The organism is Actinoplanes sp. ATCC 53533, assembly GCF_003947245.1.
Genome location: NZ_QHHV01000062.1, coordinates 57,273 through 71,082 on the forward strand (window position 1 = coordinate 57,273; position 13,810 = coordinate 71,082).

A 13,810-nucleotide genomic window follows, 5' to 3' on the forward strand; every position below is an offset into this window, starting at 1 on the left:
GCGGCGGGCTCAGGCCCGCAGGACGACCTTGCCCTGGACGTGGCCGGCTTCGACGAGCCGGTGAGCCTGGGCCGCGTCGGCGAGGTCGAAGACCCGGGCCACTTCCGGTACGAGGGCCTTCGTCGCGGCGAGGTGGGTGATCTGGGCGAGCCAGGCTCGCTCGGTGCGCACGGAGGTCGTGGCGAGGCGGACACCGGTAAGGTCGGCTGCCCCTCGCAGGTCGTCGCCCGCACCGACGAGGGAGATCAGGATACCGCCCGGTCGGACAGCGGCCAGCGCGTGGCGCCCGGTGTCGCCGCCGACGAGGTTCAAGGCGACGTCGACCGGCTGGTCGGCGAGGGCGGCGAGGGCGGCCGGGTCGGTGTAGTCGACCGTACGGTCGGCGCCGAGCCCGCGGAGCCAGTCGTGCTTGCCCGCGCCCGCCACCGCCGTGACCGTGGCACCGAGATGGTGGGCGATCTGCACGGCGAAGTGACCGACGCCGCCGCCGGCACCGGCGATGAGGACGCGCTGGCCGTTGGTGACGTGGGTGGTGTCGGCGAACGCCTGCCATGCGGTCATCGCGGCCAGTGGCAGCGCCGCCGCGGCGGCATCGGTGAGCGTGTCCGGGGTGAGTGCTAGGTCGACGGCCGGGACGACGGCGTACTGGGCATACGCGGCGCCCGCGTGGGGGAAGCGGGCCATGCCGAACACGCGGTCGCCGACGGCCAGGCTTCTCACCTGGCTGCCGACGGCTTCGACCGTGCCGGCGAGATCCCAGCCCGGGGTGAACGGCAGCGTGATCAGGCCGGCCGCGGCCATCGCACCGCCGGTGCGGGTCATCACGTCGATCGGGTTGACCCCGGCGAAGGCCACGCGGACGAGGACCTCGTCGGCGGTCAGCGCGTCCGGTGCTGGTGACGGCTGTTCCACCAGTTCGAGGACCTCGGGCCCGCCGAACCTGGTCTGGACGATCTTGCTGCTCATGCGGTGCGCCTTTCGACATTCGGGTAGGGGAAGTCCCGCTCAGGGTCTTCGTATCGGTGCGCGGTCCGGGCCTCCCACGCGTTGAGGGCGACCAGCACGGCGGCGAGCGCCGCCATCGCGGCGAGCGCCGGTACGTAGGTAGCCAGCGGCAGCAGGGCCAGGCACAGGGCGGCGGCGCTGAGTCGGGTGGTGGAGACGGTGTGGAACATCTGCCACCGGGTGTAGCCGAAGGTGGCCAGGTAGAGCGCGGTGCCGCCGAACAGCAGGGCCGCGGTGTCGGCGCGCGGATGCTCAAGCGGGTGCAGGATCACTTCGCCGGTGGCGGCCGCGACCGCGATGATGCCGCCGATGAACCCGAGGTGCCCGTACGGCAGGACCGGCCGGATCACCTCCATGGCGACCTCGGCGGTGCGCAGCGCGTATCGGATCGCACCGGCCGCGAACACGAAGTACACCCACCACAGCGCGCAGGCCACCGCGAAGGCCACCGCGACCGCCGCGAGCCGGGCCGGGGTCGCCGGCTGCTCGGCGGCGACCTTGCAGGCCTCGGCGACCGACTCGCCGAGCGCGATGATCAGGAACAGCCCGAATCGCTCGGGCAGGTGTGACGGCTCGTACGCGATCCGGGCCATGCGCCGCCGGGCCAGGAACGGGACGAGCAGGTCCACACCGGCCGCGAGTGCCCACAGCGCCACCCGTACGTCGCCGTCGGCCAGACCGCCGAGCGTGAGCAGCGGGCCGGTGACGAAGGCCGCCGCAGTGAACGGGTTGAACCCGACGCCGCGGTAGCTGCGCCGCATCATCGCGAACAGCAACAGCCGTGCGGCCCAGTAGCTGGCCCCGAACAACAGACCGTGTGACTCGTACGCCTCCGGCAGTGCCAGGGCCATGAACAGGCCGCACAATCCGACGGCGAACACGCCCAGCCGGGCTCGGGTCCGGTCGACGTCGTGCAGGTTGGCGTGCATGGTCGTGCCCACCCACGCCCAGTAGATCGGAACGAACACCACCAGCGCCCGCGCTGCCCCCGGCCAGGAGTGGTCGTCGTGCAGCAGGCCGGACACCTGCGTGACCGCGACGACGAACACCAGATCGAAGAACAACTCGGCCCAGGTGACGCGTTTCTCCTGCGCGGGCACCCGGGTCAGCCGTTGAGGACGCGGTCGATGACGAGACTGTCGGCAGCCTGCCGCAACCGGGCGAGCTTGCCGTCGCGCAGGGTCCACAGGTGGATGAACCGCACCTGGACGCTGGTGCCCGTCTTGGTCGTTCCCTGGTAATGCCCGAGGGCGGTGACGTGGTCGCCGTCGCCGTAGAACTCCTCACCGACCGCGTAGAAGGTGTCGAACCGGCCGAACAGCGGGCCGAAGAAGTCGTTCACCACACTGTCGAGGCCGTAGTAGACCCCGCCGCCCGGGAAACCCGGGGTGATGTCCCAGACGATGTCCGCCGCCATGACCTCCGCGGTGACGGCCGGGTCGCCCTTGGAGTCGTAGAAGCGGCGGACGACGGCGATGGTGGCAGAGTCGGACATGTCAGTCTCCTCGACGGTGGCGATCATGTCCGTGCAGCATGCGGTCGGGCGCGACCCCGGTGGGAGGGACAGTTTTGTCCCTGGCTGGATCACGCCTCGGCTGAAACGCTCCTTCATGGGCGCCCTGGACACAGCACGACTCAGCGAGGGGATGCGGCGGCGCGCCGGCGAAGTCCATCCCGAACCTTTGTTACCCGTAACCTCCGGAGGCGGCTGTGCCATCAGGTTTCGTTGACGTCCATGCCCATTTCGTCACTGATTCCTATGTCCGGCAGGCGACCGCCGCCGGACATGGCCGACCCGACGGCATGGCCACCTGGCCGGTCTGGTCCCCGAAAGCCCATCTGGACCTGATGGACCAGCACGGCATCGCGACAGCATTGCTGTCGCTGTCGTCACCAGGCGTGCACTTCGGTGACGACGCTGCCGCGCGCCGCCTCGCCCGCCAAGTCAACGAATACGCCGCGACGCTGGGCCGAGACCATCCGGGCCGGTTCGGCTCCTTCGCGATCCTCCCGCTGCCGGACGTCGACGGCGCGCTCGACGAGATCGCGTACGCCTTCGACCACCTGGGCGTCGACGGTGTGACCCTGATGACCAACGCCGGCGGCGTGTATCTCGGCGACCCGCGCCTCGAACCCTTGTTCGCCGAACTCGACCGCCGGCACGCCGTCGTCGTCCTGCACCCCACCACAGCGCCGGGCTGGGAGCAGACGGCGCTGGGCCGGCCTGCGGCCATGGTGGAGTACATCTTCGACACTGCCCGGACGGTGGCCGACCTGCTGATGGCGGGCGTCCTCGACCGTCACCGCGACCTGCGGGTCATCGTCCCGCACGGCGGCGGCGCGCTGCCCATACTGGCCGACCGCATCAACGAGTTCACGAAGCTCTTCCTGCCGCCGCACCAGTCCGCACCGACCGACGCGGTGCAGCAGCTGAGCCGGCTGCACTACGACATCGCCGGTACCGCCTTCCCGCGCCAGATCCCCGCCCTGCTCGGCCTCGTCGATCCCGACCGCCTGCTGTTCGGCAGCGACTACTGCTGGACCCCACCCCCGGTCGTCGACACCCACATCGGCGCCATCGACGCCGCCGAGATCCCACTGGCGGGCAGCACCTGGCGAACCCTGACCACCGCCAATGCCCACCGCCTGTTCCCGCGCCTCGCCCCTCCACCTCAAGGAGAACACCCGTGACGAAGATCCTCTTCGTGATCACCGCTGCTGACCACTGGACCTTGGCCGACGGTACGAAACATCCGGCCGGGTTCTGGGCTGAGGAGGCGATCGGCCCGTACCAGGTATTCAAGGAGGCCGGCTACGAGATCGCCGCCGCGACCCCGGGCGGGGTGCCACCCACGGCCGACGCGCTGAGCCTCACCCCCGACTTCAACGGCGGTCCCGAAGGCGCCGAACGGATGAAGACCGCTCTGCGTGCGGCAACCGAACTGGCGCACCCGATGCGCATCGAAGACGCCGAGATCGACGACTACGACGCGGTCTTCTACCCCGGCGGGTGGGGGCCGATGGAGGATCTGCCCGACAACGCCGAGTCCGGCAAGCTGCTGATCGAGCGGCTCGCCTCCGGCAAGTTGTTGGCCCTGGTCTGCCACGGGCCCGCGGCGCTGTTGGCGACCGTCGACGCGGACGGCAAGTCCCCGTTCGCCGGGTACCGGCTGACCGGCCTGAGCAACGCCGAGGAGATCCAGAACGGCCTGGCCGACCGGGCGAAGTGGCTGCTGCAGGACCGGCTGGTCGAGCTGGGCGTGGACTACCGCGAGGGTGAGCCGTACCAGCCACACGTCGAGGTGGACCGGACCTTGTTCACCGGTCAGAACCCGGCCTCGGCCGTGCCGCTGGCCCACGAGATCGTCAAGGCCCTGGGCTGACAGCCGGGATTCGACGACCGTTCGGCGGCCCTGGGCGCATGCCCGGGGCCGCCGAGCCGTCCCCCACAGGCCCGCCGAGAGGTAGCGTGTCGTGAGATCACCTCCCCGCACAGCGCACAACTCCGGTACGAGGCTGGTAGCCATGACCCGCGAACCGAACCGCAACGACCTGGGCGAGTTCCTCAAGGCTCGCCGCAACGAGCTGAACCCCGCCGACCTCGGCCTGCCCACGAGCGGCCAGGCCCGGCGGGTGGCCGGCCTGCGCCGGGAGGAGGTCGCCCTGCTGGCCGCCATCAGCACCGACTACTACACCCGACTCGAACAAGGCCGCATCCAGGCATCTCCGTCGGTGCTGAACTCGCTCTCCCAGGTCTTGCGCCTCGACGACGACCAGCGCGCCTACCTCCACGAACTCGCCGACCGGCATGGCCACCGTCTCCCTCGCCGTCCCGCGAGTCACCACGCCGATCCGCAGTTGCAGCGGATGCTCGACGACATGACGCACACGCCCGCGTTCGTCATCGGCCCCCGCACCGAGGTCGTCGCATGGAACGCCATGGGCGCCGCACTGATCACCGACTTCTCCCAGCTGCCGGGCGAGCGGTACTACATCCGGATGCTGTTCACGGATCCGGCCATGCGGGACCTCTACGCGGACTGGGAGGGCGTCACGCGCCTGGCCATCGCCCAGATGCGCATGCACAACGCCGCGAACCCCGGTGATCCCCCACTCGCCGCTCTCGTCGATGAGTTGAGTGCCGGGTTTCCCCTGTTCCGGCGCTGGTGGGCCGACCACGAGGTGGCCACCCGTGGCACCGGCACCAAACACCTGCACCACCCGGTGGTCGGCGACCTCGCCCTCGACTGGAACGCGGTCACCTGGGCCGCCGACCCGGGCCTGCAGATCATCGTCTGGACCGCTGAAGCCCACAGTCCGTCCAGCGACGGCCTGCGGCTGCTCAGCTCGTGGGCCGCCGACATCGCCGCCGCCCGCGTGACCGGTGCGAACGCGGGCTGACCTCGCCGGCCCGGGCACTCGTTCAAGACGAGGCCAGCAGCCGGGCGCGGCCGCGCGATCGGGCCCCTGCCGGCACCGGCGCAGGCCCGCTCAACCAGGGATAAAACTCTCTCCCCTTGTCACCGATGGGCACTGCCAGACTGGGCGTGTGACCAGCGACGAGCATCGCAACGAGCTGGGAGAATTCCTCAAGGCTCGGCGCGCCGAACTCAGCCTCCGCACGGTCGGGCTACCCGACAACGGCACGCCGCGCCGGGTGGCCGGGCTGCGCCGAGAAGAGGTCGCTCTGCTCGCCAAGGTCAGCACCGAGTACTACACCCGGCTCGAGCAGGGCCGTATCCAGCCGTCCGCGTCCACGCTCACCACGCTCGCCCGCGTCCTGCACCTGGGCGACGCCCAGCGGGATCAGCTCTTCGCGCTGGCCGCAACGGAAACTAGGCGGCCGCGCCATCGCACGGTGCAGAAGGTACGGCCACAGTTACGTCGGTTGCTCGACGAACTCACCATGGCTCCCGCCCTGGTGTTGGGCCGCAGCATGGACGTCCTGGCGTGGAATCCGCTCGCTGCCGCTCTGCTCACCGATTTCGCGGCCATCCCCGACAAGAAACGCAACCTCGTCCGGATCCTTTTCACCGATCCCGGCATGAGGACGCTGTGCGGGGATTGGGAGACCTCCGCTCGCGGCTGCGTCGCCCAACTGCGAACGCAAGCCGTCAAGCGCCCGGACGATCCCCGGTTGGCGGCCCTCGTCGGTGAACTGTCGATGCGGGACACCCAGTTCCGGCAATGGTGGGGAGGGCCCCACCCGCCGTACCGCATCGTCGGCGGCAAGGCGTTCCACCATCCGGTCGCCGGCACCCTCACCCTCGACTGGGACGCATTCCCGTGCGGCACCGACCAGGAGCTCGGCGTCTGGACCGCCGAGCCCGGCACGCCCTCCTACGACCGACTGCGCATCCTCGGTTCCTGGCAGGCGAACTCGACCGCTGATCGGGATCCGGACGCCGGAAAGCCGCGCTGACGCACTGGTATCGGTGCTGCGAGCCCGGGTCGGACAGGAGCAGGCCGACCGAGCCGCTGCCATCGTCGAAAAGGTGCCGGCCAACAAGCGAGCCTGAGATCCCGACCCCCGCTACCTGCGAACAGCACGTTCAAGGTCAACAGGCGGGCGTGGGCTGCCCGGTCTACCGGTTGTGGGGGCGGGCGAAGCCTGTCTGGTAGGCGATGACGACGAGTTGGGCGCGGTCGCGGACGCCGAGTTTGGCCATGATGCGGTTCACGTGCGTCTTCGCGGTCAACGGCGTGACGTAGAGGCGTTTGGCGATGGCGTCGTTGGACAGCCCGCCGGCGACCAGGGTGAGAACCTCTCGCTCGCGTTCGGTGAGCCTGTCCAGTTCGGGTGGGAACGCGTTGGCGGTATCGGGTGGGGCGAGATACCGGGCGATGAGTGCCTTGGTGGCCTTGGGCGACAGCAGCGCCTCGCCGGCCGCGACCAGGCGGATGGCGTCGATCAGGTCCACGGGTTCGACACCCTTGCCGAGGAATCCGCTGGCGCCGTTGCGCAGCGCCTGGAAGACGTACTCGTCGGCCTCGAACGTCGTCAGGATCAGCACCCGGACGCCGGCGAGCCGCTCGTCGGCGGTGATCGCCCGCGTCGCGGCGAGGCCGTCCATGTCCGGCATCCTTATGTCCATCAGGACCAGGTCGGCACGGGTGTCGAGGGCCAACCGGACCGCTTCCCGGCCGGTGGCCGCCTCACCGACCACCTCGAGGTCCGGCGCGGTCTGGATGAGCATGCGGAACCCGGCACGCATCAGAGCCTGGTCGTCGGCGAGCACGATGCGGATGGTCATCCGGCGATCTCCGCCTCAGGTGCCGGCAGCCGGGCGTCCAGGCCGTAGGTGCCGTCGGGTTGCGGGCCGGCGTGCAGGCTGCCGCCGACGGCGTGGGCGCGTTCGCGCATGCCGGTCAGTCCGTGTCCGGTGCCGAGGGGTGCCGCCGGCGGGTGGATGCGCATCGGGTTGCGGATCTGGATGTGCAGCGCCGCCGGGCGGTAATCGATCAGGAGGTGGGTGCCGCCGGTACCGTGCTTCTGCGCGTTGGTGAGCCCTTCCTGGATGATGCGGTAGGCGGCCAGGTCGGTGGCCGTGGGCAGCGGACGTGGGGTGCCGGAGCGCCGGTGGTGGATTCTCAACCCGGCGGCGGTCAGCGCGTCGAGGAGTTGCCCGAGGCGGGACAGGTCGGGGACCGGTTCGGTGGGTTGCCCTTCGTCGCCGGGCTGGCGCAGCACGTACAGGACCGAACTGAGCTCGTCGAGGACGGTGCGGCCGGACTCACGCATCTGGCCGAGCACGACGTCGGCCTGGTCGGGGTCGGTGCGCAGCAGGTGGCTCGCGATGCCGGCCTGCACGTTGATCAGGGCGATGTGGTGTGCGATCACGTCGTGCAGTTCCCGGGCGATACGCAGCCGCTCCTCGGCGACCCGGCGCTGCGCCTCGAGTTCCTTACTGGCCTCGGCGCGGGTGACACGTTCCTCGGTGGCGGCGAGGTAGTCGCGCCAGGTGCGCACGGTACCGCCGATGGCGGCGATCATGCCGGTCCAGGCGAGCACGGCGAAGTTCTCTGGGCTGGCGGGCGAACCCATCGCCGCCGCACTGATCGCGAACTGGGTGACCGCCGCCGTGGCCGCGACGGCGATGGCCAGCCGGCGGCCGGCGGTCCGGGCGACGGTATAGACCGCGATCATCGCCGTGGCCACCAGCACGCCCGGCCGGTTCGCGCCGACGGCGACGAACACGATCGCGCTGAGCAAGGTCAGCCCGAGGACGGCCGCTGGGGCCCGGCGGCGCACCAGCAGCAGTGCGAACGCGACCACCGCGGCGACCGCGTCGACGCCGGACGGCTCGCGGCCGTCGGGTTCGAGCCCGAACACCAGTGGCACCAGGCTGACCAGGCTGACCAGCGTGGCGGGGACGACGTCGAGCAGCCACGGATGGGCCCGGGTCACCCGGTGCGGCCAGGCCGGACCGATCATGACCTCACCGCAGGGCGGTTCGTCGCGCGCATGTCGGTGACGCCGGAACCCGCCCGGACACCTGGCGGTGGCGTACGGGCGGGCGCTCGACCTGCCGGCGGCGGATGCACTCAGGCATCGCGCCGTTTGAGCAGGCCGGCCGCGGCAACGAGCAGGACCGCGATGTAGCCGGCGAACACCGCGAACCCCGACCAGGTCGACAGGGTGCTACCGGTGCTGGTCACCGAGGTGAACGCGGTGGCCGCGTTCGAGGGCAGGTACGGGGCGACGTTGTCGTTCCAGCTCTGCGGCAGCAGCTGGAACAATCCAGGCACCAGGAACAGGGCGGCCACCACGGTCGTGATCGCCGCGGCGGTGTTGCGCAACAGCGCACCCACGGCCAGGCCGATCAGCCCGGCACCGGTCAGGTAGACCGCCGAGCCAGCCACCGCCCGCAACACCCCCGCATCCGACAGCGCGACGGTGTCCAGACCGCGCGAGGACAGGATCGCCTGACCGGTCAGGAAGGCGCCGAGGACCGCGGCGAGCATGAACCCGTAGGTCGCGGCGGCGAAGACCATCGCCTTGGCCCAGAGCACCGGCAGCCGGGCCGGCACCGCGGCCAGGGTGGCCCGGATGGTGCCGGTGGCGTACTCGCCGGCGCTCATCAACACCCCGAGCGTGGCGACGGCCAGCGAGGCGAAGGTGACCCCGCCCAGGCTGATCGAGACCGGGTCGCCGAAGTCGTTGGCGTCGGGGCCCTCGCCGGACCCGATCACGGAGGAGATGATCGCCCCGAAGCCGACGAGCAGCAGCACGGTGATAGCCAGGGTGTAGACGGTGGACCGCAACGTCCAGAACTTGATCCACTCCATGTGGACCACGCGCGGCAAGGTGACCCGCTGACGGCCCGCTTCCAGGGTGCCGATGCTCATCGGTTCGTCCTTCCCGTGCCGGCCAGTTCCGGGCCGGCCGGCTCGGTGCTGGCGTGGTATTCGACGGCGTCGTGGGTCAGTTCCATGAACGCCTCCTCCAGCGAGGCCTCCTGCAGCGCCAGTTCGTGCAGCACCACTCCCGCGGCGGCGGCCCGTTCCCCGATCTCGGCCGCTTCCAGCCCCTTGACGTCGAGCAGGCCGGGTTCGCCGCCGGTGACCGTGACGCCGTCACCCAGCAGCAGGTCGCGGAGCCGGGCGGCCTGCGGTGAGCGCACCCGGACGCTGCTGTTCGACGCCTGCGCGATGAAGTCGGCCAGCGGTCCGGCGGACAGCAGCCGGCCCCGTCCGATCACGATGAGGTCCTCGGCGATCAGCGCCATCTCGCTCATCAGGTGCGAGGAGACGAACACCGTGCGGCCCTGCGCGGCGAGGCTCTTGAGCAGGTTGCGGATCCACAGCACGCCCTCGGGGTCCAGCCCGTTGACCGGCTCGTCGAGCATGACGATCCGCGGGTCACCCAGCAGCGCCGAGGCGATGCCCAGCCGCTGCCCCATACCCAGGGAGAAACCACCCGCCCGTTTGCGGGCCACCTCGGTCAAACCGACCATGTCGATGACCTCGTGCACCCGCCGCTTGCCGATGCCGTTGCTCGCGGCCAGGGCCCGCAGGTGGTCGTAGGCGGAGCGCCCGGGGTGGATCGCCTTGGCCTCCAGCAGCGCCCCGATCTCGTGCAGCGGCGCCTTGTGCTGTGCGTACGGGCGGCCGTTGATCCGTACCTTGCCCGCCGAGGGATGATCCAAGTCCATGATCATCCGCATGGTCGTCGACTTGCCCGCCCCGTTGGGACCAAGGAACCCAGTCACCACCCCGGACCGTACGGCGAAACTCAGCGAATCCACCGCGAGCTTGTCGCCGTACCGCTTACTGAGACTCTCTACCTCGATCATGTGGCACCTCCGCCGACTGTTCTCACGGGCTAAAGATCTCTTGCGGAGGGGTGCGGCCGCATCGTCCAGCCAGAGACACCCCCTGTACCGCAACCGCAGTACGCCGGCCCTGCGGACCCCTAAGTCACGCGAGGCGAACCCGGTCGTTCACCGCGGCTGACCGGGATCTCGAAACAGCAGGAGACCGCCGCGGGGAGCGGGCGCCAGTCCGGCGCCTGGCTTCATGGAAGCTTCATGCGCTGAGTGGTACGTGCTTTATGAGGCGGCTGTTGTCTGTCGGTCATGCACGTACTCCTCGTCTCGCCGGTGGACAGCGTTGATCACCTTGCTGTGCGGCACAGCCGGCTACCGGTCGGCGCGGCGACGTGCCGCACGCACATACGACCTGACTCGCACAGAAACGAAGAGGGGAACTGCAGGTGAACCTGCGACGGAATATCTCGCGTCGAACCCTGATCGGAACGACCTCGGCCGCGGCGATTGCCGCGACGGTGGCCCCGGTGTCGGCTGCCGCGGCTGCCGCGGGGGCGGCGTCGTCCGGCTCGGGGCTACCGAAGGGCAACTGGCGCATCGACACCCACGCGCACTACTCGCCCGACGTGTACAACGACTACCTGCAGCGCTACGGCGTCCTCGGCGCCATCACCGCGGCATACGGTCCGTGGTCGGTCGATCGGCACCTGACCTTCATGGACCAGTACCGGATCCAGGCCAGCGTCCTGTCGTTCGGCGACATCCAGATCACTCTCGGCCCGGTCAGCGACCGGCGCACCACCGCCCGCGCGGTCAACGACTACGCCTACAACCTCGTGCGGACCCGTGGCGACCGGTTCGGGGCCTTCGCGGTCACCCCGATGCCCGACGTCGAGGGCTCGGTAGCCGAGGTGGACCGCGCGCTCGGCGACCTGGATCTCGACGGCATCTGCCTGCTCACCAACTACCGAGGCACCTACCTCGGGGATCCCTCGTTCACGCCGCTGTACGAGGTCCTCAACAAACACCACGCCTACGTCTACGTCCACCCGACAGGTCCGGAGGCGAACCCGGCTCCGAAGCTCTTCTTCGGCCCCGACATCCCGGCCGGGAACAACGTCTTCGAGTACACGTTCGACGCGACCCGTTCCATGACGAGCCTGATCTACAACGGCGTCCTGCGGGACTATCCGAACATCCGCTGGCACTTCACGCACTGCGGTGGGGCATTGCCGTTCCTGTCCTACCGGCTCGCCACCCGGCACTCGGCCTTCCCGCCGTTCAATGAGGTGCTGCCGGAAGGCCCGCTCAAGTACATCTCGCAGATGTACTTCGATGACGCACAGGCGTTCACCGCCGCGCAGTTGCAGCCGCTGTTGTCGCTCGTGCCCGCCGACCACATCATGTTCGGCAGCGACTGGCCGGCAACCCGTCACCTCTACGCGGCCGACAACGTCACGACCATGCCCTTCCTCAAGGGCAAACTGCCGGTGCTCCGCGCAGGCGACCCCGAACCGCCCGTCGATGACGTCTACGGCCCGCGCCAGCGGATCGCACTCGAGCGGAACAACGCCCTAGCCCAGTTCCCGAAGCTGCGGGCACGGATCCGCCGCGCCGGCTAGCGCTGAGCCGCGCCTGGACCTCGCGATAGCGGAGTACCACCTCGGATGCCGACTCCCGGGGCGGGTTCCTGCGGTAGGCGCAAGGTGAACGTCGCTCCCTTGCCCAGCCCAGCGGATTCCGCGGTGATGTCTCCACCATGGGCTCGGGCGATGCCCCGGGCGATGGCCAGGCCGATACCACTGCCGCCGGCGGCAGTGGGTCGGCCGGGACGCTCGAGGCGTTCGAAGCGGTGGAAGATGCGTTCGAGGTCGTGGTCGGCGATGCCGACGCCGTCATCGATGACGCGGACGATCAATTGGGGTACGGGAGACGCTTCGGTGTGCACGGACAGCGCCACACGCCCGTGCGGATCGCATGCGGCCAGTGCGTTGCCGAGCAGGTTCACCAGGACCTGAGTGATCCGGTCCGGGTCGCAGAAAGCGCCGACCGGTGGGTCTGGGTCAACGACGAGGGTCACCGTCTGGTCGTCGTACTGGGGGCGCAGTCGCTCGGCTGTGGTCCGTGCCACCATGGCCAAGTCGGTGAGTTCGCGGTGCAGATCGAAGGCACCCTCCTCCGACCGGGACAGGCTGGAGAGGTCGCCTGTCAGGCGCTGCAGCCGGTCCAGGTCATCGGTGAGCGATGCGAACATCACTTCGTCGGGGACGAAGATGCCGTCGGCCAGGCCCTCGATCTGGCCGCGCAGGAGGGTGATGGGGGTTCGCATCTCGTGGGCAACCTCGGAGATCAGCCGGGCGCGGCGGCGTTCGGTGTCGGCGAGGGCTGCCGCCAGCGTGTTGACGTTGTCGACCAGCGCCGCCAGGCCCGGCTCGCCGGGGAGGTCGAGGATGTCGTCGTAGTGTCCCTCGGCGAGCCGGCGGGTGGCCGCGCGTACCTTGTCGAGGGGACGCAGCAGAAACCGGGACAGGGCGACAGACGCCGGGACAGCCGCGGCCAATCCGATCCAGAGGCCGACTTGCAGGACCACGTCGCCTTCGACGTCGTCAAGCCCCAGCCACACCTCGATCAGCGCGCTGGTCGCCGCCATGGCCAGCAGTGCCAGCAGGAGCACCATGACGTGCGAGAGCACCAGCCGGTTGCGCAGCGACAGACGCTCCTGGGTTCGGCGCAGCCGCGCACGACACCTGTGGCAGGCCCGGAAGCGGGAGGATGGCATGGGTGGGTGTCCTTCCGCTCCCGCTAGCCGGGACGCCCGACAAACCGGTAGCCGATGGTGCGGACAGTGCCGACGAACCGGGGTGCGTTCGCGTCGTCGCCGAGCGCACGCCGCAGGGTGCGGATGTGCACGTCCACGACGCGCTCGTCGCCGAAGAAGTCCTGGCCCCACACCTGGGTCAGCAGTCCGCGCCGGGTGAAGACCCGCCCAGGGACCCGGGCCATCGCGAACAGCAGATCGAAGTCGAGAGCCGACAGCTCCACCGGTTGGTCGGCATCGACCAGCACGGTCCGCGTCACGGGATCGACAGTCAGCTCGTCGAAGCGCAGCACGCCGTCCTCGCGGGCCGCCCCGTCGGGACGACTGTCGGTGCGCCGCAGGATGGCGCGCACCCGCAGTGCCAGCTCGCGGGGACTGAACGGCTTGGTGACGTAGTCGTCGCTGCCGGTGGTGAAGCCGATCAGCCGATCGACCTCCTCATCCCGGGCGGTGAGCAGAATGACCGGGATCTGGCTCGCCTCCCGGATGCGGCGCAGAACCTGGAATCCGTCCAGCCCGGGGAGCATCACATCGAGCACCACCAGGTCCGGCCGGTCACCGGTGACTGCCCGCAGGGCAGACGGTCCGTCAGCGGCTTCGACGACGTGGAACCCGTCCGCCTCCAGGTAGCCGCGCACGGTCATGCGGATCTTGGGTTCGTCATCGACGACCAGAACGCGCTGCGTACCCATCATGCTCGCCCTCCGTCGGCCGAGGT

At 69.9% G+C, this 13,810-nt stretch carries 14 protein-coding genes; 5 read left to right on the plus strand and 9 right to left on the minus strand.

The features are described 5' to 3' along the window. Positions 1-9: 9 nt before the first annotated feature. Genes DMB66_RS21605 through DMB66_RS21615 form a run of 3 tightly spaced genes read right to left on the minus strand, consistent with a single transcriptional unit; the run spans position 10 to position 2,500 of the window. Positions 10-966 carry an NADP-dependent oxidoreductase gene (locus DMB66_RS21605; protein ID WP_125805925.1) on the minus strand — a complete coding sequence of 319 codons (957 nt, stop codon included), beginning with the start codon at positions 964-966 and terminating at the stop codon, positions 10-12. Beyond that, complete coding sequence (locus tag DMB66_RS21610) at positions 963-2,105, minus strand: low temperature requirement protein A (RefSeq protein WP_125805926.1); 1,143 nt, start codon at positions 2,103-2,105, stop codon at positions 963-965. Before DMB66_RS21610 ends, DMB66_RS21605 begins: the two co-directional genes overlap by 4 nt. 5 nt (positions 2,106-2,110) lie before the next feature. Then, a complete protein-coding gene (locus DMB66_RS21615; protein ID WP_125805927.1) occupies positions 2,111-2,500 on the minus strand; it encodes a nuclear transport factor 2 family protein in 390 nt (129 codons plus the stop codon). A gap of 215 nt (positions 2,501-2,715) precedes the next feature. On the opposite strand from DMB66_RS21615, the gene DMB66_RS21620 reads away from it, so the two are divergent. The 4 genes from DMB66_RS21620 to DMB66_RS21635 all read left to right on the plus strand — a co-directional run bounded on the left by DMB66_RS21620 (position 2,716) and on the right by DMB66_RS21635 (position 6,427). Continuing rightward, positions 2,716-3,696 carry an amidohydrolase family protein gene (locus tag DMB66_RS21620; protein WP_125805928.1) on the plus strand — a complete coding sequence of 327 codons (981 nt, stop codon included), beginning with the start codon at positions 2,716-2,718 and terminating at the stop codon, positions 3,694-3,696. Then, positions 3,693-4,388 carry a type 1 glutamine amidotransferase domain-containing protein gene (locus DMB66_RS21625; protein ID WP_125805929.1) on the plus strand — a complete coding sequence of 232 codons (696 nt, stop codon included), beginning with the start codon at positions 3,693-3,695 and terminating at the stop codon, positions 4,386-4,388. Before DMB66_RS21620 ends, DMB66_RS21625 begins: the two co-directional genes overlap by 4 nt. 142 nt (positions 4,389-4,530) lie before the next feature. Beyond that, complete coding sequence (locus DMB66_RS21630; RefSeq protein ID WP_125805930.1) at positions 4,531-5,406, plus strand: helix-turn-helix domain-containing protein; 876 nt, start codon at positions 4,531-4,533, stop codon at positions 5,404-5,406. A gap of 148 nt (positions 5,407-5,554) precedes the next feature. Further along, complete coding sequence (locus tag DMB66_RS21635; RefSeq protein ID WP_125805931.1) at positions 5,555-6,427, plus strand: helix-turn-helix domain-containing protein; 873 nt, start codon at positions 5,555-5,557, stop codon at positions 6,425-6,427. 163 nt (positions 6,428-6,590) lie between these two features. On the opposite strand, the gene DMB66_RS21640 is transcribed toward DMB66_RS21635, so the two are convergent. The 4 genes from DMB66_RS21640 to DMB66_RS21655 form a co-directional block, all read right to left on the minus strand. Continuing rightward, the gene (locus DMB66_RS21640; RefSeq protein WP_125805932.1) at positions 6,591-7,259 is read right to left on the minus strand and encodes a response regulator transcription factor; all 669 of its coding nucleotides are present in this window, start codon (positions 7,257-7,259) and stop codon (positions 6,591-6,593) included. Next, on the minus strand, positions 7,256-8,440 hold the full coding sequence (locus DMB66_RS21645) for a sensor histidine kinase (protein ID WP_125805933.1): 1,185 nt from the start codon (positions 8,438-8,440) through the stop codon (positions 7,256-7,258). The genes DMB66_RS21640 and DMB66_RS21645 overlap by 4 nt, the downstream gene beginning before the upstream one ends. A 110-nt stretch (positions 8,441-8,550) precedes the next feature. Further along, positions 8,551-9,354: an ABC transporter permease subunit gene (locus DMB66_RS21650; protein WP_125805934.1), complete on the minus strand. Its 804-nt coding sequence runs from the start codon at positions 9,352-9,354 to the stop codon at positions 8,551-8,553. Next, a complete protein-coding gene (locus tag DMB66_RS21655; RefSeq protein WP_125805935.1) occupies positions 9,351-10,301 on the minus strand; it encodes an ABC transporter ATP-binding protein in 951 nt (316 codons plus the stop codon). Before DMB66_RS21655 ends, DMB66_RS21650 begins: the two co-directional genes overlap by 4 nt. Before the next feature lie 500 nt (positions 10,302-10,801). Here DMB66_RS21655 and DMB66_RS21660 point away from each other — a divergent pair, with 500 nt between their 5' ends. Continuing rightward, the gene (locus tag DMB66_RS21660) at positions 10,802-11,896 is read left to right on the plus strand and encodes an amidohydrolase family protein (protein WP_158647314.1); all 1,095 of its coding nucleotides are present in this window, start codon (positions 10,802-10,804) and stop codon (positions 11,894-11,896) included. Here DMB66_RS21660 and DMB66_RS21665 read toward each other — a convergent pair. Further along, a complete protein-coding gene (locus DMB66_RS21665; protein ID WP_199752552.1) occupies positions 11,893-13,053 on the minus strand; it encodes a cell wall metabolism sensor histidine kinase WalK in 1,161 nt (386 codons plus the stop codon). The genes DMB66_RS21660 and DMB66_RS21665 overlap by 4 nt on opposite strands. A gap of 23 nt (positions 13,054-13,076) precedes the next feature. Continuing rightward, entirely contained in the window at positions 13,077-13,784 is a 708-nt protein-coding gene (locus tag DMB66_RS21670; RefSeq protein ID WP_125805965.1) for a response regulator, read from the minus strand. Between the last annotated feature and the right edge of the window lie 26 nt (positions 13,785-13,810).

Coding starts and splice junctions, on each gene's coding strand:
- DMB66_RS21605 (WP_125805925.1), bottom strand. CDS start 966: ATGAGCAGCAAGATCGTCCAGACCAGGTTCGGCGGGCCCGAGGTCCTC.
- DMB66_RS21615 (WP_125805927.1), bottom strand. CDS start 2,500: ATGTCCGACTCTGCCACCATCGCCGTCGTCCGCCGCTTCTACGACTCC.
- DMB66_RS21630 (WP_125805930.1), top strand. CDS start 4,531: ATGACCCGCGAACCGAACCGCAACGACCTGGGCGAGTTCCTCAAGGCT.
- DMB66_RS21640 (WP_125805932.1), bottom strand. CDS start 7,259: ATGACCATCCGCATCGTGCTCGCCGACGACCAGGCTCTGATGCGTGCC.
- DMB66_RS21645 (WP_125805933.1), bottom strand. CDS start 8,440: ATGATCGGTCCGGCCTGGCCGCACCGGGTGACCCGGGCCCATCCGTGG.
- DMB66_RS21650 (WP_125805934.1), bottom strand. CDS start 9,354: ATGAGCATCGGCACCCTGGAAGCGGGCCGTCAGCGGGTCACCTTGCCG.
- DMB66_RS21655 (WP_125805935.1), bottom strand. CDS start 10,301: ATGATCGAGGTAGAGAGTCTCAGTAAGCGGTACGGCGACAAGCTCGCG.
- DMB66_RS21665 (WP_199752552.1), bottom strand. CDS start 13,053: ATGCCATCCTCCCGCTTCCGGGCCTGCCACAGGTGTCGTGCGCGGCTG.
- DMB66_RS21670 (WP_125805965.1), bottom strand. CDS start 13,784: ATGGGTACGCAGCGCGTTCTGGTCGTCGATGACGAACCCAAGATCCGC.